An 18,722-nucleotide genomic window follows, 5' to 3' on the forward strand; every position below is an offset into this window, starting at 1 on the left:
CAGGAATACGGAGGTGGGTCTGGCGTGGGACCGGCGGTGGGTGGGAGAGACCCGTCGCGACTTGTCGCGTGCCTGGTCAGAGCAGGTACGGGTGCGGCGGCGACATCGAGTCGACCCGTCTCCGGTTCTCGACTCGTCACCGCTCTGACCTGCGCGGAGACGAGTCGCGACGGGTCGTGCCGGGTCAGGTCCCGGTCGTGACTTCCGGTACGGGCTGGGGGCAGTAGCGCGCCCAGGAGTCGGTGAAATGCAGGAGGGCATATCCGCGGGCCTGGACGTTGCCGTGGAAGCGGCGTGGGGCGGAGCTGATGCCGTACTCCTTGAGCAGGATCTGCAGGCCCCGAGGGGTCAGGCCGTTGGTGGTGTACTCCGGCCAGGGCGTTTCGGCGTCCTGGTTGAGGATGTCGAGGAGTCGGCTGGTGCGTAGCGCCGTCGGATTGCCTTCGGTGGCGAATGCGCGGCGGATGTCGGCCAGGAGGCGGATGCCCAGGCTGCTGCTGTCCTGGTCCTGCTCGGCCTCGTGCTTGGCCATGACCCGGCAGGCAGTGCGGGCGAGGTCGGGCCACGTCCCGCCGGCGAGGTCGGCGACGGTCACAAGCGGCTGCCAGGTGTCGGCCGCGCGGTCTTCGACCGGCATGGCCGGTGTCAGCTCCATCGCCTCGGCGTGCAGCGGGGTCAGCCAGGCGACGAGCCGGTCGCGCAGCGCGTGGAGGGGCGGGGTGTCACGGAAGGTACGGAACTCCGCCACCTTCTCGCCCGGCCTGCGGCGGCGCATCCGGATGACGATCGACCGGTCCATGATCGTGTCCGGCAGGTCGCCGATGCCGGCGAGGGCCGCCATGGCGAACGTGGGGAACTTCGCGACCTCGTGGTTGGGTCCGGAAACCCGGAGGGTGGGGCGGTTGTGCTGGTGTCCCGCGTTGAGCAGGCCACGCATCTCCTCGTTCTTCTCCGCGACCTTGGCGGAGCCGAAGAGGGTGTCGGCCTCGTCGACCAGCAGGGTGGGCGGTGTAACGGTGATCGACCGGAACACTGCAGCGGCCGAGGCGTTGACCGTGATCAGCGGATCGTGCACGCTCTCGGTGATCACGTCCAGCAGCCGAGACTTGCCGCACCGTTTTGCGGGCCCGACCACAGCCAGTCGCGGAGCGTGCTGCCATGCCGTCTGCAGATGAGTCGCCGCCACCCACAACGTCACGGCCGTGAACGCTTCCTCGCTCGGCAGTACGACGTAACGGCGGATCTGCTCCAGCAGCTCCATCAGCACCTGATCCCCCTCGGATACCGGGGCAGTCTCGGAAACGGCTGCGGGCGGCTCTCCCGGTGAAGCGGGGCGGCCCGTCGACTGGCCGGGTATGGCGACCGGCGGCCAGGAGGGCTTGTTAGGGGTGGAATAGGGCTCAGTTCCCGCGTGTTCCACGGGGCAGCTCCTCGTCTGGCGGTGGCGGGCTTGCCTGCCCTTGCCGCCGGGTTGGTTCTTCCAGGGCCGTTCGGGGCTGCTCGGGCCTCCGGCGTTGCCTCGCCGGAGGCCCACTTCGTACCCCGAGGGAACACGGACCGTACGTCCCCACCCGCCAACAGTCCAGCGATTCTGTGTCAGCTCAACGCAGAACGCTTTGCTACGCTGCCGTCCCTTCATGCCGCCAGCCCGAGCAGATCCAGCAGATCTGCGGTCACGACGCGGTAGGCGTTGCCGAGCCGAAGGACCTTGCACGGGTACGCGCCCCGCTTCGCCAGCTCATACCCCTTGCTTCGGCCGAGCCCCAAGGCACGGTTGCTGGTCTCCAGGTCAACGGCTACCGGCAGGGCCAGCAAGTCTTCCCAGCTCATTCCCTTGGACGGCCCCCCCGGCGGTGTTTTCGCGCATGCGGCATCCCTTTAGGTACAGCCCTCGGCGAACGCGGTCATCACGTCCGGCTCCAGGCGTCTACCAATCAGCATCCTCAAGCTAATGTGTCTTTATGACACAACACCGTTCGGATGATGAAGAGGACGACTTCCCGGAGTGGGTGGACAGGGTCCAGGCGAACGTGGCCGGTGAGGTCCGCCGGAGAAGGAAGGAGATGGGGTGGAGCGCGCAGGACCTGGCCGACCGGTGCGAGCAGCTCGGACACCCGATCCCGCGCAACGTGATCGCCAACATGGAGTCCGGCCGCCGAGCCGGCCTGCCGCTGGTGGACGTCCTCGTTCTGGCCGCCGCGCTGGAGACGTACCCGGCCTGTCTGATCTTCCCGGTCGGCTACGTCGAGGAGACCCAGGAGCTCCCCTTCCAGAGCCTCGTCCCTACTTGGGACGCCCTGCGTCGCTTCACCGGCGAACAAGAAGTTTTCGGGTACGACCCGGGCCTCGTGCCCGACTTCGAAGCCCACACGAGCCTCGTACGCACCGCCCTGGCCGCGCTCGAAGAAGAGGAGCAGGCGCGGTTCGCGGCCAAGACGGCAACCAGCCGCGCCCAGCAGGAAGAAGCCGAACGAAAACGGACCGCGTACGCCGACCAGGCCATCAGCGCCAAGTACAAGCTCCGCCACCTGCGCCGGGACCTTCGCGAAGACGGGGCCACTCCCCCCGACCTCCCATCCGCACTCCACGACGTAGACCCGCCTGAATGGGCCCCTGACACCACCCCGGAGGAACGCACTTGAAGGGCTCCACCCATCGCCGCTGCTACTGCCGCGACCCCAAGACCGGCAAGCCGCTCGGCAAGAAGTGCCCCAGGCTCGCCGGCCGCAAGCACGGCTCTTACTCCGTACGCCAGGAGCTCCCGCCCCGTCCCGACGGAACCCGCCGCTCCTTCAGCCGTGCCGGCTACGAGAGCCTCAAAGCCGCGCAAGCCGACCTCGACCACATACGCGCGCTTCTCGGTCTTGCTGACGCCGACGACTCCGAAGGTCTGGATCAGATCGCCGAGTTGTTGGAGAAAGTGGCAGACGAGAAGGCCCCACTGCCGGACATCGAGTCAACCCGTCGGCGGCTGAGCCACGGCTTGGACCTCACCAGCCGTCTCACGGTTGGTGAGTGGCTGGATATCTGGCTGGCAGGCAAGAAGGGGCGGCAGAGCGCGATCAGCCGCGATGAGAGCAACATTCGTGTCCACCTTCAGCCGCGCATCGGACACCTACGGCTCGACCGCCTTCGGGTCACTCACCTGTCGGAGATGTTCGAGGCCATAGCCGAGGCCAACGTGGAGATCGCCGAGGGGAACGCCGCACGACACAAAGCGTTCGAGGATCTCGCACAGATCCCCTGGAAGGGGCGAGAGCCCCGCGCCCGCCGTAAGGCGACGAAGGCGGCCATCGCTGAGATGGATCCCTACCGCCGCATCGTCGGCCCGGCTACGCGCCAGCGCGTTCGCTCCACGCTGCGGGCCGCTTTGAACGTCGCGATCGCCCAGCAGTTGATCACCTTCAACCCGGCTGCCCACGTCGAGTTGGACGCGGGTAGGCGCCCAAAGGCGCTTGTATGGACCGAGGAGCGCATCCTCCACTGGAAGCGCACCGGCGAGAAGCCCTCGCCGGTGATGGTCTGGACGCCGGAACACACCGGCCAATTCCTCGACCATGTAGCCGAGGACCGCCTGTACGCGCTGTTCCACCTCGTCGCCTTCCGCGGACTTCGGCGAGGCGAGGCATGCGGGCAGAGGTGGACCGACACCCACCTGGACGCCGGGCTTCTCACGGTTGCCAAGCAACTCGTGGTGAACGGCTGGGAGGTGTACGAGGACGATCCCAAGACCGATGCCGGAGCGCGCACCATTGCCCTCGACTCCGACACGGCCCAGGCCCTCAAACGGCACCGCGCTCAGCAGGACAAGGACCGCGAGAAGTGGGGGAGTGCCTGGGTGGAGACCGGCAGGGTCTTCACCCGCGAGAACGGAGAACTGCTCCACCCTGCCAACGTCACGCGGCGATTCATCGAGCTGTACGAGGAGATCGGCCTCCCGCCGATCCGGCTCCACGACCTCCGTCACGGTGCCGCCACTCTGGCTCACGCGGCCGGTGCCGGCCTCAAGGACATTCAGGAGATGCTCGGCCACTCCTCGATCACCATCACGTCGGACACGTACACGAGTCTGCTCCCCGAGGCGGATCTGGCGATCGCGGAGGCCGCGACCCGGCTTGTGCCGCGAGCGCGCGCCACTGCCGAGGACACCCGGTCCGGGGCGGGCACCCAGCCCTGCGAGGCCGAAGAGTCCGTGCCGGATGATGCTGATCCGTGGGGACGGATTGGGGAGAGCGGCTCCCCGTCCGCTCACGCACCGCTCACGCAAACGGCCCCGGACGAGGAGTCCGAGGCCGAGTAGAACCCCTCCCCGGGGGATAAACCCCAGGTCAGAGCGGTAACGCGTTGTGCCCCCGGCAGGATTCGAACCTGCGACACCCGCTTTAGGAGTTTTCCTTGGGCGGGTCCTTGACCTGCGGAAACGCCGACTGTGGAACGTCTGGCTTGGGAAAACACCCCTCCGTAGTTCTCACGTGTTCGCGGGGTTTCCCGGCCTCATGTGTGCTGAATCCGTTCTGCTAGGCGGCCGAGTCGCCTGGAGACGCCCATCCGTACGGTACCGATGCCGAACTGGCGCGGAGGCTACGGGACAGCACGGCGCTCAGGGTTGTTCCGCAGCTCACCTCGTCCTGTGCCGTAGCGGGCGGAGCGAGTCCCAGCGCTCGGTAGAGCCGAACACGGTGAACAACGAAAAGGCCAGTCACGTGACGGCAGTACGCGTCGACGCCGGCCCGAAGAGAACGATGGGAGCCCCAGACAAGCAGTGCGCACGTCGCCACCCACAGCAGCCGCGGCAGCACCCCCGGGATCACGATCGCCCAGAGGGCAGCGGTAGCCGCACACACCAGACCCTGCACCCGAGCAAACACTCGGGTTGCGGCGGCGGTGAGTTCGTCTCGGACGGGTGTCTCCAGGGCCTTGACGAATGGCTCCCAGCAGACGGCGAGGTCGAGTCCGTACATGCGGTGCACTTCGGCCGACACCGAGACGAGCGCGTTGCCCATAGCCGTAGGGAGCAGGTGCTGGGGGTCGCTCACCCGTGGGTACCGCGCGTACGCGGCCCGCCTTCGTGTGGCGCGCCAACCGTTCTGACTGTTCCAGGCATCCAGGTCTTCGTCGGCCAGACCAGTTGGTGGGGCATGGCGCCAGGCGGCCAGGTCACTGCGGCGGGCGTGATGACGGGCCATGCGGTGCCGGGTGTACGTGAGCGCGATCCGGGAGGTGCCCCAACGGCCAGCGAGCACCTCAAGCACGAAGCCAGCCGACGCCGTCAGCGCCCACGCGGACATCACCACGACCGCGGTTGCCGCCGCCGTGAGGACGACGGCCCCCCATGGTCGCTGCGCGGCGATCGTGCACGGCACGTCGGCGGCGAAGCCAGGTGTGCGGCATGGGTGAGTGCCTGAGCCGCGCATCCACAGCATGAGCAGTACGCCCGCCAACCAGAAGAGGAGCAGAGGCCCGCCCATGACCGCGCTCCACCGCTTCGCGATGGGTTCGAGCAGTCCTTTGACCAGGTCGCCCAACTTTGCCGCCTAAGCCAGGACGAAAGCGTTGCCGGGGTGGACCGGGCAGCAGTCGGCGTCGAAGGGGGAGTCCATGTCACCGTTTGCCTCTTCGGAGCAATCGGCCACTGGGCACCTCCACACGATGGCGGATGGATCCGGACCGGGGAGGCTCGCGAAAATCGGCAGCCGAAGCCCTGGGCCGTCGGTTGATGCCTCTGTGTCAGCGCTCGTGCCCCAGCGTTCCGGCAGCGTAGCGACAGCTGAGGACACAGAGCCCCCGGGCGGCGCCGTGTACCCGAGGCCCTGGTGGACAAACGCGGCCCAGTACGAAGGGTCTCCAGCCGGGGCTTTGGCCCTGGTCTTCTTCCCTCGGGTCCCCGCCCGGGCCTCCCTCAGAGCGCGCAGTTGCGCTGTGCGCAGTGCCTCGGCGGGCGGCAGTCCCTCCAAGTTGAGCAGCGTGTGGAAGTCCCGCATTAGTGAGGCGGTCGCTGCATCGTCCACCGCCCACAGCGACCCCACCACGGCCGCGGCGCCCGCCGATCCGAACGCTGTAGCCAAACTCAATGCGCTGTCATAGTGAGTGCCAGGTACGGCCGTGGCACAGGCCGATAGGACGACCAACGGGCCGAGGCTCGGCCCCTGGCTCGCCCCGCGCAGCCGGTCGAGGACCGAGGACACGCTTAGCCGTTGTCCGTTTGCCAGCACGAGGTGCGACTCGGTGGCCAGAGCACGACTGCGCGCATGGCAGGCGAAGTGGGCCACCGGGTAGGCGGGCGCGGGGTTACCGACCGGGTCGCTCAGCGCGGACAGCACCGCTCGCGGTGTGGCGGGAACCGACCCGGGCTCGCCGGACCCGCCGAACCGCCGTCCTTTGGAGTAATACCAGCGGTATAGGTCCTCGCCCTCCTGGCGGGCATGCGGCAGATCCCTGGTTGGGTCGACGACCACCACGCCGCTTCCCGTGAGCGGTAGGAATGCGCGCAAGGTGTACCAGGACAGAGCGTGTGCCGATGGCGCGTAGCTGAACGCCATTGATTCAATCGCGAAGCGGTACTCCCACCCTCCAAGCGTTTTCGCACGGTGCCGGGCCGCATGCCAGGGGACGAGGCCGAGGGTTCCAGACGGAATGACAACGACACGTGGAGTGTCCTCAATCTCCACTGCGGTGAGATGTTCGTAGAGTTCTCTGATCGCTGCCTTCCACGCCCAATCGCAGACGCCGTGAAGCGCCTTCCGCCAGGACGAGTCGGCCGGTGGGTTGACAGCTTCCCCGGCGCGTAGCTGCTCGTTGTGCGCTGCCGTGAAGCTCACCAACTCGGGTGCGTGCAGCAGAAGGAGGGGCAGTCGCAGGGAGGTGATATGCCCGTCCCGGTGGACGACCAGAGCCCATCCGCAGTGCCGACCTGCCAGGAGGTGCACCACGGCATCAATGCCGAGGGAACCGCACCACTCGGAGATGTCTTCCGGGGTTGGTGCGGAGGCAACGTCGTTGAAGACGTCGCGCAAGGATTCGCGCATGCCTTCCGGCAAGGGCAGTAGGCGCTGTTCCCTGACGATCTCGGACAGTTGGCGGTGCGGGACGCCGGACTCCGAGGTACTCCCGTCAGAGTAAACCGCAAGTTCGGTGTCTAGCCCTTGCCCACGCGGTGATCGAAGCCCCAGCCGACTGTTCCGGGCTCCGAGAATATCAGCTCCGGCCGCTGCCGCCGTCAGTACGGCTCGCCCCGACTCGACGACTTCCAGAGCGGCGTAGCGCTCACCGGCTTCCAGACACCAGCGAGCCAGTACGTCCGTCTCGGCGGCGACGAGTCGGGCCTGCTCAACGGGTCCGGAGCCGGGATGTCCCATCACCACCTCAACGACGCGGTGGTGCATCTCGTCGCGGATCGCCTCAACGTTGTTCCGAAGTTCGGCCGTCGTCCGCGGTCGATGAGGACGCCCGTGTGACGTGGCCCGCGCGTCTAGTACGGCGCGGGCACGCCGCCACACTTCGGTCTCGGTGCTGTGGCCGTAGTCCCTTTGGCCACGTCGCTCGGCACGAGCCATGCGTTCCGTGGCCAGTGCCATGGCTCGCTCCAAGAAGCTGGCGGCTCGCGTCTTGACTCTCTCGTGGAAGCGAGGATCGACCAGTACGTCGATGAGAGCCATCGCGGCAGTGTCGAGAGCATGGACGCTGTGAGGGTCGTCCTCGTCGTGGGCCGTTGCCGGAAACGTCCGTAGGTCGTGCGCCGTCAGTAGGGAACGTCCGTACTCGACGGTCTGCAGCGCCATCGTTTCGGAGGGCTGATCGGACCACAGTAGGCAGTGCTTGAGGAGATCGGCGGCGACCGTTGCGTCGGCCGGTGCGCGCAGCACGTCGGCACGGGCGAGTAAGCACTGGGCGAGCTCGAAGGCCGCCGGAAGGTGCGCCCCGTCCGGTCTCACGGCGGCACGCACCGCTGCGACGGCGGTCAGGACCGCGTTGTCCAAAGCGCGCAGGTCGCTGGCGCGCAGGTACTCGGCGTGGTGTGCGGCGGCTAGCGCTGCGAAAGACCGAGCACGGCCGAGAAAAGCGCGAGCTGTGCGCAAGTCGTATGCGGCATCGGTTATTTCGTAGCGCCACAGCAACGCCTCACCGAGCGTGCCGAGCCAGGTCATACGGGCCGGGCTCAACTCGGGTAGGGCGGGGGATTCCAGGGCGCGGGTGAGGATGGTGATCAGCCGTTCCAGAAGGGTGAGGCTGCCCTGTCGCTCGAAGCTGAGCCGAAGGGCCGTGACGAACGCCCCCGTCCACTCCGCCCATTCGGCCGGGTCGAGCTCACCGGAACCGGTCAGGGAGAGGGCATCATCGAGGGCGGCCGCCGCTCTGTCCAGGAGGTCCGGCTCGACCGAGCGTTCGTACATGGCGAGGCAGCTGTAGCCGAGACTCGCGTACACCGCCGGTGAGATGGAAACACCTTGGATGCCGTGCACATCGCGTGATTCCCGTGCGCGCGCGAGGCTGACATGGGTCTCGTAAGCCCTGTCCAGGTAGGCATTCTCATCTGAGAGCGCGTAGTGATACCGCTGCAGAGCCCCGACCGCACACAACCAGCTTGTCCACGCGCTTTGTTCGACGCGCAGAGAATTCGGGTTTGTGGTCTCCCACAGAGAATCGGCTGCGGCTTTCAGATCTCCGACGTCACCTCCAGCTTCGTACCGCATCCACAGCGCGGCCCCGAGCACGCCCGTCCACACCAGGGACGCGTCACGCTCACCGGCTCCTTGAGCGAGCCGGATGGCCGCCTGGGCGTTGTCGACCGCGCGCTCGAGGTCCGAAGTTTGCCCAACAGCCTCGTAGCGCAGCAGTAGGGACTGAGCCAGATCGCTGAGGGTGAAGCTCCATGCCCAAGGAAGCGGCTCATCGGTGCTGGAGTCGATGGCCGTCTGTAGCCTGTCGACTGCCTGGTCCAGTGCGTCGGTGTCGCGGGCGCTGACTGACCGGAGGAGTCGGGTACGGTCGAGGGCGGAGAGTTGGATGTGCCCCGCAGTAGGGGCGTCGTCGGCCTCGTCCGAGGATGCGTTCAGCGCGTCGCGGATCTGACAAGTGAGGATCAGCAGAGAGAGACTGGGAATCTCACTCTCGTAGCCGCGGGCGGCTGTCAGGGCAGGCCGAGGAACTCGATAGGCGGTTCGGTTCCCGTCCGCGTGCACGCGAAGCAGGTCACGCAGCTCGTCAAACCGGTCTGCATCATGTTCGACTTGTCCCTGGGGCTCGGCGCTTCGGGGCACGGCATATGGGGCGGGTACGTCGGGAAGGCGATCGAGCCGCCTCCGCAGCGTCGGAAGGTCGGAGCCGAGGGCAGTAGCCGCACCGAGCGCCGCGACGGCGTCAGGCAGGGTTCCCTCCTGCCCCGTGCTCTCGTATGCGTCTAGGGCCCGCTCCCCGATGAGTCCGGCACGTCTCTCGAGCGGCAACTCCCGCTCATTCCCCCGAAGCCAACGTGCAGTCAACTGCTCCACGACAGCAACGAAATGTTGATGCTCTACCCGTGCCACTGCTGCCCCTCCCCGCACTGCTCCGGCAACAAGGGCACCTTACTCGGGCCGGGGCGTCAGCGATGAAAATCGCCGGGAAACCGGGGACCACCGGCGAACTGTGGCGGGTGTACTGCCGAACAGCGTGGTGCAGGTCTGCGGACGCGATGGGCGGAGCCCGAGAGCCCGCTCGCATTCCTCGGACCGCGGATGGCGGAAGGAGCTGACCAGCCAGATGGTACGCGTCGAATCGTCGTTGGCCGCATGCCGCGGCCGTCCCTAGCGTTCAAAATCCGTGCGGCCGAGACAGTGCGCCAGCTACTGGCGCCGGCCGGGGCGTTCCTCGGCGAAACCTGGGGCGCTCTCCTCTTCGAGGGCCATCTCGTCTTGGGCGAAGACGGACACTGCTGCCCGTACCTCGAACAGCGAGTGCTGGATGGCAGAGAGCCTGGAGGCCAGGGTGTCTGCCTCCGTCGTGTCGAAGGGGTGGTACACCTTGGCGACCTGGGCGGCAGACTCGACCTCCGCGAGCCGACCGCGGAGCCGGGCGGTCACCTTGTCGATCTTCTCAATTTCCTGTACGAGCTGATCTTTCGCACGCCACAGCGACTGGGCCGGTGTGTCGAGCAGCTCGGGCGCGGGCTCGCGCCGGGCCGAGATCGGCGGGAACGCTCGGTCGAACCAGGCAGCCGAAACGCCCTTCCCGGTGGCCTCGCCTGCCTCGTCCACCCGGGACGGCGTACGGTCCCCGCTGTTCATGGCCGCCGCAAGTTCGCGCAACAGCCCAGCTGCCATGACTGGGTTGGCCCGCAACGCTGCGATGCGGGCTGGCATCGTTCGGCGTAGGGGACTCCCCGGCCCGAGATTGACGATGCCGAAGAAGGCCAGCCAGTGCGGGGCGCGGAAGAGCAGCAGTTCCTCTAGAGCGGACATATCGGTGTCCGCAGCCGCGAGCAACTCGTTCAGCGGGCGGCCCGACAGGGTGACTCCCGTACGCCCGCTGGAGGCCGGTAGGACTTCCGCTACCCGGGGGTTCCACGCCCGTGGGTAGCTCTGAGCGCTGAGTGCGGACCACAGCCGGGTCCGGTGCCGGACATCCCGTACGGAGAGCCGGGACGGCGGCGGTTCGTCCAGGGCGCGCCGGAGCAGGGCGCGTCGGCCCGGATCGGTGGGAAACAGTTCGGTCAACAGCCGCATCGATCGGAGGTCCCGCAGCACAGCGGTCGAGGCGTCGCGAGGGGCCTCGGGTAGGTCTCTGGCAGGGCGCAGTCCAGTCAGGACGCTTGCCGTCACTTCGTCCAGAAGGCCCTGCGCCACGTAGGCGTCGAGCACACTGAGTCCGAGAGTGAGCGAGAGGTCGGCCGCTTTGTGGGGAAGTGGCTGGAAAAGATGTTCACGGCGGATGTGGTCGCGGAGGATGCCGAGCAACCGCCGGGGTGTTGGCGTACCGATGACCAAGTGAGCCTCTACCACAGCGATCTTGTGGGCTCGGAAGGCAGGCGAATCGATATCTTTCGCCTGCACGGCGTCGGCGTATTCGGCGTTGAGTGAGGAGGACAGGGAGGTGAGCCAGAAGCTGGGGTTGGTGGCGAGGCCGGTACCCGGTCGGCGCAGTTTGGCGAACGGTACCCCGGTTAGGACTTCCTCGGAGGTAACGCCAAGCAGCTCATGGCGGCAGCGCGTGCGGGAATTGCCGTCGGCCGCCATCCATGCCCAGTACGGGCCCGGTCTGCGGTCCGCGCCGTCCGTCGCCTCCTCGACTTCAATGGCGTGCGGGACGTACAGACAAGGCTCTGTCTGGCCGTTAACGGCCATGCCCTCGATGAGGCTCCGCGGACGTGCGGTGTCTTGGTCGGCCACTGCGGCGTCGGTCCGCCGCAGCAACTCGACCAGTTCGCCTGTGTTGCAAACTGTGCTTGACAGCGCGCACCTCTCCTCTTCTCCGCCATCTTCTGACTGCTGGGTCCAGGGGCGTACTGAAGGTAGGATCGATGCCCTGTCTGGGGCGTGCACTGGATCGGCGGCTGAGGGCCACACGCCGGTGAGACGCTCGTTGTGTGGCCACAGACAGCCGGCCGCGCCGTGCAACTGTACGGTGGCCACCAATAGCTGACCGTATGTGGTGTTCAGCACCCGCATTCGATCCGGCCGCAGCGAGAGTTTGCCCTGCCTAGCCTGCGAAGAGCTAAGCACGGCAAGTTTGGGAGCGACTACAAACGGCGCGATCGCCTCCAGTGCGTGCCGCGGCACGCTGGCGCCCTCAGTCGACAGGACAGCCTCCACCCACCTGCGTTGCCACTCACGCGTGGAAGGGACGGGGAAGGGGCCATCGGTCGGGCTGGCCATCGGGGCGCCTGCGCTTTCTAGATCCATTGCGGTGCGGGACGGCCCCGCGGGGCCGTCCCGCCGTTCACCGGTTGAGTGCGACCAATAGCATGGCGAAGGCGCAGAAGAGGGAGCACACGGCCGCCACCACCATCACCTGCTGAACCGGCCAACGGCGAGTCTGCAGTTCCTGGATCTGCGCCCCTTGATCATCGACCTTCTTGGTCAACGTATCAACCATGCTGCGCAGCACGTGCAGCTCGGCGTGGTGGTTGTCGGAGGGCCTGCCCATGACGGATGCCTTTCACAACGTGGGGCGGCGAGAGGCCGTCCCGGTCACCGGCGACCCGGTTGGGTCACGGGGAGCGGGCGACCGGTCCGAAAACCTGCCTGCCAATCACGTTGCGTCGCATCCGCCTGAGTGGCGGCAGTGACAGCCCACCGGCCACGGCTCGCCCGCACCGATGCGACCAACCAACGCCCGCTCAGGTATGCGGAAGCGCCTTCTGGTTGGTCTCACGGTGACCGGCCCGCCGCAATTGCGCGACAGGCCATGCGAGCCACGCCGGTCATGGGCACGACTCCGTTAGTGAACCTAGCCTAATGGAGCATGAGTTGGGGGGCATTGCTAAAAAGGTCCGCCCCTCGGTTGGTTGGCCGTGACCCAGATAGCCCTGCGGATGTGCCTCCGTGCCCGCTGATTCGTTGAGCTGTGCGAGGAGATCGGTCTCCCGTCGGTCCGGCTGAAGCCCGACCGTCGTATCGTCGTTCCGGCCACATGCCAGCGCATCTGTTCCACTCTGTGTGGCGCGCTGGACGCCGTGATCGTGTGCCTGCCGCGCCCACATCGTCGAGGCGTACGTCGAGGACAACGGCAAGCTCTACCTCGACACCCCCAGAACCACGAGCGCCGGTCCGTGCCGATCCCGAGGTTTCTTGTCGAGGAACTGAAACCCTGTGTCATGGGACGAAGCGAGGCCGAGCTCCTGTTCACCACTCCGCAGGGCGGACCGCTGCGGGCACGGAACTTCCGGCAGCGGTTCTTCTCACCGGCCGTCACCAAGGCGGAGCTCGCTCACCTCGGACTCACGCCGCACAAGCTGCGTCACACGGATGCTTCTCTCGCCATCGCCATCGCCAGCGGCGCGGATGTCAACGTCGTCCAGAGCATGCTTGGCCACAAGTCCGCGACGCTGACGCTGGACACGTACGGCCATCTCTACCCCGACCGCCTCGACGAGGTCTCGAAGAAGATGCACAGGCGCCGCGCCAAGCAGTTGACCAAGGCGAAAGGCAAGGTGGAGAAGGCGGAGAGGAAGGCCCGCAAGGCCGCCGAGATGGTGGCGGTCCTGGAGGGCGCCACAGCCTGGTGTGTGTCAGATCCGTGCCGACGTGTAGAAGCCGACGAAGCTAGGAGGCCGCACCGGTAGGGTCGCCGGTCAGAACGGTAGATCGGGCGCGTAGCCCGTCAGCGGTGGCGGTTCCGTGGGCCAATCGCCGGCGTAGTCTTTCTCTGAGTCGCACATCTCGAACGCCTCACGGCGGACTTCCAGCCCTGCTGTGTCCTCGCCCTACCGGGCAAGGGCTTCGATCGCCCGTTCGCGGCATTGCCACCGTCCGCCCACAGCCAGTGTCTTCCGCAGCAGGGAGACCAGATCCGTCCGACGGTCGAGCAGGCGTGAGTCGTCCAAGAGCGGGATGCATGCGGATCGGTGTCATCGAGGCAGCGAGAGACCGCGGCGTGGAGCATGGGGCGGATCTCGCGGAACCGGACGAACGGCGGGTAGTCCTCGGGCGGGGATCCATAGTGTCGGCTGGTCGCTTCGGTTTCGTCGGTGACCTCGTTGGCGGCCGAGTACAGCCAGTCCAGCAGTTCCGCGTGCAACGGACCGGGATAGGTGCGGGGTGTTGCGCCGACGGGCACAGCGGTACGCGAGTCGGTGAGCATGCCGGCCACATAGCGAGCGGCCGGTGCTGTCGCGGAGTACAGGGTGCCCTGATGCAGCACCGCGTGGTCGAGGCGATCTATAGCCATTGAGCGCACGCCCTGGTCGGCGTCCAACAGTGCGACGAGTTGCGCGGGGGTTTTCTCCGCTGTGCCGTAGGCGTGCTCCAGGGCGCTCCACACGGTCTTGGCCGGCACCGTCGCGGTCTCGGGCAGGGCTGTCAAGCTCACTGACGTTCCTGTCGGGCCTGGTTCATCGCCTCGGCCACCGTCTTCTCGGCGAGCTGCCTGACCTCCTCGGGCGCTTCGCGCTCGTCGAGGATGAAGGGCCGGTCCCCGACGAGTCTGGTGGCTGGCTTCCAGCCGAGGCGGTGGCTCGCTTCCCGGGCAGCACGCCGGACGTCCTTCAGGTCGCCCATCTCCGCCAGGTCGTCGCCGCTCAGGACCAGCTGTCCGTGATGGCCCTGGTACTCGGGCTTGAGCGCGGCCCGCATCAGCGACTCAAGCCGGGCGACCAGCTTCCCGTGCCGGCGCCGGGCCAGCTCGTCCTTCGTAGGCATGTCGCGCAGCTCCCCATCGCTGCCCGTAGCCGCATGTGTGCTGCGAGGACGAAGGCGGGGGGCATGTTTGAAGCACGCTGCCGATGAGGAGCGTGTAAGGGGCTGGCTCGACGAGTTGGAGCGCGATCTGGCTGAGGTCGAGCAATTGCGTCGACACGCTGCCGAGCTGCGGGCTTCTGGCCGCCATCCGTGACGCCAGCCCGCCGCCACCTGTCGCGTAGTGTCGCGGTGTGCTGGCGCTCTTCGACCTCGACAACACCTTGATTGAGCGACGCGGTGATCTGGAGAACTGGGCCTGCGGCTTCGCGTGGTCGCGGCGACGGCACAGGGGAGCGCAGGCTGCCATCTGCGAGCGGTCCAGGAACGGGCTTATCTGGCGGACTTCATCCATCTGCTGGGAGGTACTTCGGCTCAGCGATGACCCGGGTGACCTACGGCGCGAGTATGTCGACGGCGTATCTCGGTCGGTGCGCTGCTGCCCGGGCTGAACCCGTTCCGCGTGCGTCTATCTGACGGGCCACCCGGCACGGCTCTTTGAGAATCCGCTGCTACGCAGACACGCGGGTCGCTAGGCTTTTGACTCATGTCTGCGAAGAGGCACACCTGTGCCCTCTGTCCGGCTCAGGTGAAGAAGGCCACCGGCGAGCACGCGCTGCCTGAGCAGCTGCTGAAGCTCCTAGGTGATGCGAACGACCTCGTGCTTGGTGAGGCGTACGACATGTACGCCGCGACGTACCAGGGGCGCAGAGAGAAAGAGACCAGGAAGCTGAACAGCAGTCTCAGCGCCATCCGGGTGCCTTGTTGTGTCTCGTGCAACCAGTGGTTGAACGAGACCTTTGAGAAGCCGGCCGCTGAGCACCTGCCGAAGCTGCTCCGGGGTCGGATGATATTCACGTCATCACGGAGTGATATCGCTTCGCTGTCTCGGTGGCTCATCAAAACGGTCCTGATGTGCCACCATTCTCGCTTTCACTACACAGGACTGACATGGAAAGCCAAGGATGGTTTCCCGTCAAGCGCAGAGGTTCCGGCCCTCCTCGCAGACCTACGGCAGTCCGGCGAGGTGCCACAGCACCTCTCTCTTTGGGCAGCCCTGGCCACCAGGAATGAGCCCGTCCTTCTTCGACCTGATCCGGACGCGACGCTCAAGATGGGCATGAACATCACAAGGCTCGACGGCATCCTCCGGCTCACCGTGACGAACTCCGAAGGCATGTCCGTTGTGCACCCTGATGGCACGCGCCCGGAAGTGCTCAGACTGTGGCCACTCTGCGCCGGCTGCACATCCTGCCCCTGACGGCGCGCCCCTCCAATGTGCTCCGATCATCAGAGTTGCCGCAGCGGGCGTGGTTCATGCCCGATCCACAGTGATTCCGTCGTTCAGAAGTATTCTTTCCAGCCAACTACCGGGAAACAGTGGACGGTTACTCAAGAACGTCGGTGTTTGGGCTCTGCTGCGAGGGACTATCTATCCGTCACGGAGACGCGTAGCGCCGTGCTCGACATCTACCTCGGGGGGCTTCCATGCTTGACGCAGCAGCCATAGCCGTCGCCACCGGCGCCGCCAGCAACGTTCTCGCCTACCTGCTTCAAGGCCGGGCCGACGTCCTGCGCACCCGGATCTCTGCAATCTTCCGGCGCGGGACCGCGCAGGAAGAGTCCCATGCGCTGCGTGCGCTTGATGAGCACGCCGAGGCCCTGGAACAGCGCCGGGTTACCCAGGCCGAGGTCACTGCTCAGTGGAGCAGCGTGCTGACCGCGTTCCTCACCGCCTACCCCGAGGCTCGAGCGGACATCGAGGCGCTGCGCTCTGCGACGCAGTCCGCCACGAAGACGGTCGACATCGGTTCTCAGCACAACCACGGGCGCGGCACTTTCATCGGCGGCGACAACCACGGCACTATCCGCGTCGATGGGCAGGAGGGGCAGTGACGTCCTCCGTTCCGGAGCCGGAGCGGCACGTCACTGAGCAGCACAACCACGGAGACGGTGCCTTCGTCGGTGGTGATAACCACGGCGAGATCCGCATCGAGGCGGTCGATGCGAAGACCAAAGCGCTGCTCAGGAAGGTCTCTAAGGATTCCCCCGCTCTGGCCGAGCTGCTTGAAGAGGCTCTGGACGACGGGTTGATCTCCCCTGATACAGCGAGCTTGCTCGCGCTGGCGGCGGGCAGCATAAACGAAGATGTAGCTCACTCTCTCTCGCGTGCTGCCCAGAGCATCAACGAGGATGTCGCCGCGTTGCTCACGCGCGCAAGCCACAGCATCAACGAGGACGTCGCAGGTCAGCTTTCTCACGCCGCAGACACCTTCGACAAGGCGTCCAAGCAGCTCGACCTCAACGAGCTCAGCAGGGTTGTTAGTCGCTTCGAGGAGACCGTCAGCTCGCAAGGCCGCGATGACCTCGGCGGCTTGGTCACGCGCCTTGAGGGCAGTCTAAGTTCTCTGGACCAACTGGTCAGGGACATGGACAGACTGCAGAACAGGGACAAGCCTCTTGGCCGGGTGGAGGAGATAGGGACCGCACTTAATGGCGTGGCCGAGCGGATCGAGGCCACGGTGACACCACCTCCACCGGAGATCCTTCCCGACCACCGGGCGCGAGCCGTCGCATTCTTCTGGGGCCTCGGAATCGGCGCAGCCTTCATCTTCTACTTGGTGAACCGTTGAGCTGCTCAGCCTGCGCCCCTGAAGTGAACGACAGGCCCAGTGCACAGTCCATGAGGGCAGGCTGATCAGGCTTCCTTGTACACCCACGCCCGGCCGGTCTGCCGGTACTCGTCCACGGGGATCGGTTCGACTCCAGGCAGCATCCGGGAGGTATAGAGGAGCCCATCGAGGTGGTCGATCTCGTGGTGGATGAGGCGGGCGAGGCCGCGTTCGTACACAGTGGTCGCGGTCTCGCCGGTCAGGGCAGTGGTCTCGACAGCGATCGTCAGGGGGCGGCGGACCAGGCCACGGACGTCGAAGAAGCTCAGGCAGCCCTCGTACTGTTCGTCCATCTCGTCGGAGTGGGTGGTGATCCGCGGGTTGAGCAGGATGATGGCGGGGGCGTCGTCGGGCGGTTGGACAACGGCGGCGGTTCGCGCGATGCCAATCTGCGGGGCGGCGATACCCATGCCCTTGGCGAAGGGGTGGACCTGGCCGATTCGCTCCATGGCAGCGAACAGTTCGTCGGTGATGCGCTCGGCCTCGTCGCGCTCGGCGGGCAGGTCGAAAGCGCGGGCCGGTTCGGCGAGGATGCCGGCGCCGTGTTGGACGACTCCGAGGTCTCGCATCTGCTGGCTGGGCCGCACGTCAATCACCTGGACTCCCCTTGATCTGTGTCGCGTTCGGTCCGTGCCCGAAATCGCCACTCCAGACGGTACCGAGCGTGCAGGGCGGGTGTAGTCGTGATCCACGTGAATTGCCGTAGTTCACCGACGTCGCTGCGGACGGGAGGGGTTCGCAGCGGGGAGGCTTCGGCGGTCATAGAGGTCTCGGTGCCCCACACGACGGGGTCAAGGGCGGCGGGGAAGGCGAGCTGGACTTCCAGTTGCTCGGTGGGCAGGCGGACGGCTCGCTGGAACCAGTTGCCCCATTTGTCGTCGCCGACGGTGTAGGCGTACTCGATCCACACAGACTCGCCGGGGTAGAGCGGAAAGCGGCCGTGCTCGTTGTCGAACAGCAGCCAGACTTCCTTGAAGGCGTCGCGGTCGTGCTTGACCTGCCACCGCATCGCCTCGCCCCGGCAGGTGGCGGTGAGGTCGAGTTCATCCCAGGTCAGCGGGTGGGCTCGGTAGTGCGCGTTGGACTCCTCAGGGTCGCCGGGGTAGCGGTCCACGGAGATGCGGATCAGGTAGCGGGTCACCGGCTCCTCGCCGGTGTTCCGCAGCCGTCGGCGCATGGTCAGCCGGTACGAGGTGCCGTCGTACTGGAGCCGTGCCGCGTCGTGTTCGACGACGAGGGCCGATCCGGTCGCATACGGCTGTTCTGGCCTGCGCTGGGCGGGCGGCGCCGCCGCTGGCCGCCGGGTACGGGCCTTTGCCTGCTCGTAGTCGCACCAGCGCCTCCAGATCGCCTTTCCGGCGTTCAGTGACTCGTCGGCGAGACGTGAGAACTCCTCGCTGGGCTTGTGGCGGCCCGACTCCACGTGGCTGACGTAGGACGGGTCGAAGCCCATGGCCAGCGCTAACGCCCTCTTGGACATGCCGCGTACTTCCCGCCAGCGCGCCACCTCGGCCGCGTAGTCCTCGGCCGCCTGCTCGGCGGTGATCTCCTCGCCTTGCGCTTCCATCGAAGCCCCGCGTCATCGTTGGTGAGCATGAATGAACCGTGAGTGATCCAAGTTCACCATCCCGTCACGGTCTGCGTCGCCGTTTTCCTTCCCTTACTGGCCCGGAACGACCCT

General features: G+C 66.6%; 16 protein-coding genes. 6 read left to right on the plus strand and 10 right to left on the minus strand.

Annotated features, from left to right (window positions below):
• Positions 1-184: 184 nt before the first annotated feature.
• The gene (locus ACIHCL_RS33575) at positions 185-1,420 is read right to left on the minus strand and encodes a DUF3631 domain-containing protein (RefSeq protein ID WP_399867990.1); all 1,236 of its coding nucleotides are present in this window, start codon (positions 1,418-1,420) and stop codon (positions 185-187) included.
• A 215-nt stretch (positions 1,421-1,635) separates the two neighbouring features.
• Entirely contained in the window at positions 1,636-1,830 is a 195-nt protein-coding gene (locus ACIHCL_RS33580; protein ID WP_399867991.1) for a hypothetical protein, read from the minus strand.
• A 131-nt stretch (positions 1,831-1,961) separates the two neighbouring features.
• Here ACIHCL_RS33580 and ACIHCL_RS33585 point away from each other — a divergent pair, with 131 nt between their 5' ends.
• Together ACIHCL_RS33585 and xerC are read left to right on the plus strand one after the other, a co-directional pair.
• Positions 1,962-2,642: a transcriptional regulator gene (locus tag ACIHCL_RS33585; RefSeq protein ID WP_399867993.1), complete on the plus strand. Its 681-nt coding sequence runs from the start codon at positions 1,962-1,964 to the stop codon at positions 2,640-2,642.
• Positions 2,639-4,300, plus strand: a complete 1,662-nt coding sequence (xerC, locus tag ACIHCL_RS33590) for a tyrosine recombinase XerC (RefSeq protein ID WP_399867995.1) — start codon at positions 2,639-2,641, stop codon at positions 4,298-4,300. The genes ACIHCL_RS33585 and xerC overlap by 4 nt, the downstream gene beginning before the upstream one ends.
• A 217-nt stretch (positions 4,301-4,517) precedes the next feature.
• Here the strand turns inward: xerC and ACIHCL_RS33595 are convergent, their stop codons facing one another.
• The 4 genes from ACIHCL_RS33595 to ACIHCL_RS33610 form a co-directional block, all read right to left on the minus strand.
• Positions 4,518-5,525 carry a hypothetical protein gene (locus ACIHCL_RS33595; protein WP_399867997.1) on the minus strand — a complete coding sequence of 336 codons (1,008 nt, stop codon included), beginning with the start codon at positions 5,523-5,525 and terminating at the stop codon, positions 4,518-4,520.
• A 9-nt stretch (positions 5,526-5,534) separates the two neighbouring features.
• Positions 5,535-9,488 (minus strand): CHAT domain-containing protein, encoded by a 3,954-nt coding sequence (locus ACIHCL_RS33600; protein ID WP_399867999.1) that lies wholly within the window; start codon positions 9,486-9,488, stop codon positions 5,535-5,537.
• Between the two features lie 333 nt (positions 9,489-9,821).
• Positions 9,822-11,318 carry a hypothetical protein gene (locus ACIHCL_RS33605; protein WP_399868001.1) on the minus strand — a complete coding sequence of 499 codons (1,497 nt, stop codon included), beginning with the start codon at positions 11,316-11,318 and terminating at the stop codon, positions 9,822-9,824.
• Between the two features lie 595 nt (positions 11,319-11,913).
• Entirely contained in the window at positions 11,914-12,120 is a 207-nt protein-coding gene (locus ACIHCL_RS33610; RefSeq protein WP_399868003.1) for a hypothetical protein, read from the minus strand.
• A gap of 670 nt (positions 12,121-12,790) precedes the next feature.
• Here ACIHCL_RS33610 and ACIHCL_RS33615 point away from each other — a divergent pair.
• Positions 12,791-13,258, plus strand: coding sequence for a tyrosine-type recombinase/integrase (locus tag ACIHCL_RS33615; RefSeq protein WP_399868004.1), 468 nt, complete (start codon positions 12,791-12,793; stop codon positions 13,256-13,258).
• A 38-nt stretch (positions 13,259-13,296) separates the two neighbouring features.
• On the opposite strand, the gene ACIHCL_RS33620 is transcribed toward ACIHCL_RS33615, so the two are convergent.
• Complete coding sequence (locus ACIHCL_RS33620) at positions 13,297-14,004, minus strand: hypothetical protein (RefSeq protein WP_399868006.1); 708 nt, start codon at positions 14,002-14,004, stop codon at positions 13,297-13,299.
• The gene (locus tag ACIHCL_RS33625; RefSeq protein ID WP_399868007.1) at positions 14,001-14,333 is read right to left on the minus strand and encodes a hypothetical protein; all 333 of its coding nucleotides are present in this window, start codon (positions 14,331-14,333) and stop codon (positions 14,001-14,003) included. The genes ACIHCL_RS33620 and ACIHCL_RS33625 overlap by 4 nt, the downstream gene beginning before the upstream one ends.
• A 583-nt stretch (positions 14,334-14,916) precedes the next feature.
• Here ACIHCL_RS33625 and ACIHCL_RS33630 point away from each other — a divergent pair.
• From ACIHCL_RS33630 to ACIHCL_RS33640, 3 genes are all read left to right on the plus strand, one after another.
• A complete protein-coding gene (locus tag ACIHCL_RS33630) occupies positions 14,917-15,630 on the plus strand; it encodes a hypothetical protein (protein WP_399868008.1) in 714 nt (237 codons plus the stop codon).
• Between the two features lie 227 nt (positions 15,631-15,857).
• On the plus strand, positions 15,858-16,265 hold the full coding sequence (locus ACIHCL_RS33635) for a hypothetical protein (RefSeq protein ID WP_399868010.1): 408 nt from the start codon (positions 15,858-15,860) through the stop codon (positions 16,263-16,265).
• A complete protein-coding gene (locus ACIHCL_RS33640; protein WP_399868011.1) occupies positions 16,262-17,002 on the plus strand; it encodes a hypothetical protein in 741 nt (246 codons plus the stop codon). Before ACIHCL_RS33635 ends, ACIHCL_RS33640 begins: the two co-directional genes overlap by 4 nt.
• Before the next feature lie 65 nt (positions 17,003-17,067).
• Here the strand turns inward: ACIHCL_RS33640 and ACIHCL_RS33645 are convergent, their stop codons facing one another.
• A complete protein-coding gene (locus ACIHCL_RS33645) occupies positions 17,068-17,637 on the minus strand; it encodes a peptide deformylase (protein ID WP_399868013.1) in 570 nt (189 codons plus the stop codon).
• Positions 17,634-18,608, minus strand: coding sequence for a multiprotein-bridging factor 1 family protein (locus ACIHCL_RS33650; RefSeq protein WP_399868015.1), 975 nt, complete (start codon positions 18,606-18,608; stop codon positions 17,634-17,636). Before ACIHCL_RS33650 ends, ACIHCL_RS33645 begins: the two co-directional genes overlap by 4 nt.
• Positions 18,609-18,722 lie beyond the last annotated feature (114 nt).

The sequence above is a fragment of the Streptomyces sp. NPDC052042 genome, assembly GCF_044548345.1.
Taxonomy (GTDB): Bacteria; Actinomycetota; Actinomycetes; order Streptomycetales; family Streptomycetaceae; genus Streptomyces.

Bases quoted from the DNA above. Each gene is read 5' to 3' on its own strand.
- ACIHCL_RS33580 (WP_399867991.1), bottom strand. From the start codon at position 1,830: ATGAGCTGGGAAGACTTGCTGGCCCTGCCGGTAGCCGTTGACCTGGAG.
- ACIHCL_RS33585 (WP_399867993.1), top strand. From the start codon at position 1,962: ATGACACAACACCGTTCGGATGATGAAGAGGACGACTTCCCGGAGTGG.
- ACIHCL_RS33605 (WP_399868001.1), bottom strand. From the start codon at position 11,318: ATGGCCGTTAACGGCCAGACAGAGCCTTGTCTGTACGTCCCGCACGCC.
- ACIHCL_RS33610 (WP_399868003.1), bottom strand. From the start codon at position 12,120: ATGGGCAGGCCCTCCGACAACCACCACGCCGAGCTGCACGTGCTGCGC.
- ACIHCL_RS33615 (WP_399868004.1), top strand. From the start codon at position 12,791: ATGGGACGAAGCGAGGCCGAGCTCCTGTTCACCACTCCGCAGGGCGGA.
- ACIHCL_RS33625 (WP_399868007.1), bottom strand. From the start codon at position 14,333: ATGCCTACGAAGGACGAGCTGGCCCGGCGCCGGCACGGGAAGCTGGTC.
- ACIHCL_RS33630 (WP_399868008.1), top strand. From the start codon at position 14,917: ATGTCTGCGAAGAGGCACACCTGTGCCCTCTGTCCGGCTCAGGTGAAG.
- ACIHCL_RS33635 (WP_399868010.1), top strand. From the start codon at position 15,858: ATGCTTGACGCAGCAGCCATAGCCGTCGCCACCGGCGCCGCCAGCAAC.
- ACIHCL_RS33650 (WP_399868015.1), bottom strand. From the start codon at position 18,608: ATGGAAGCGCAAGGCGAGGAGATCACCGCCGAGCAGGCGGCCGAGGAC.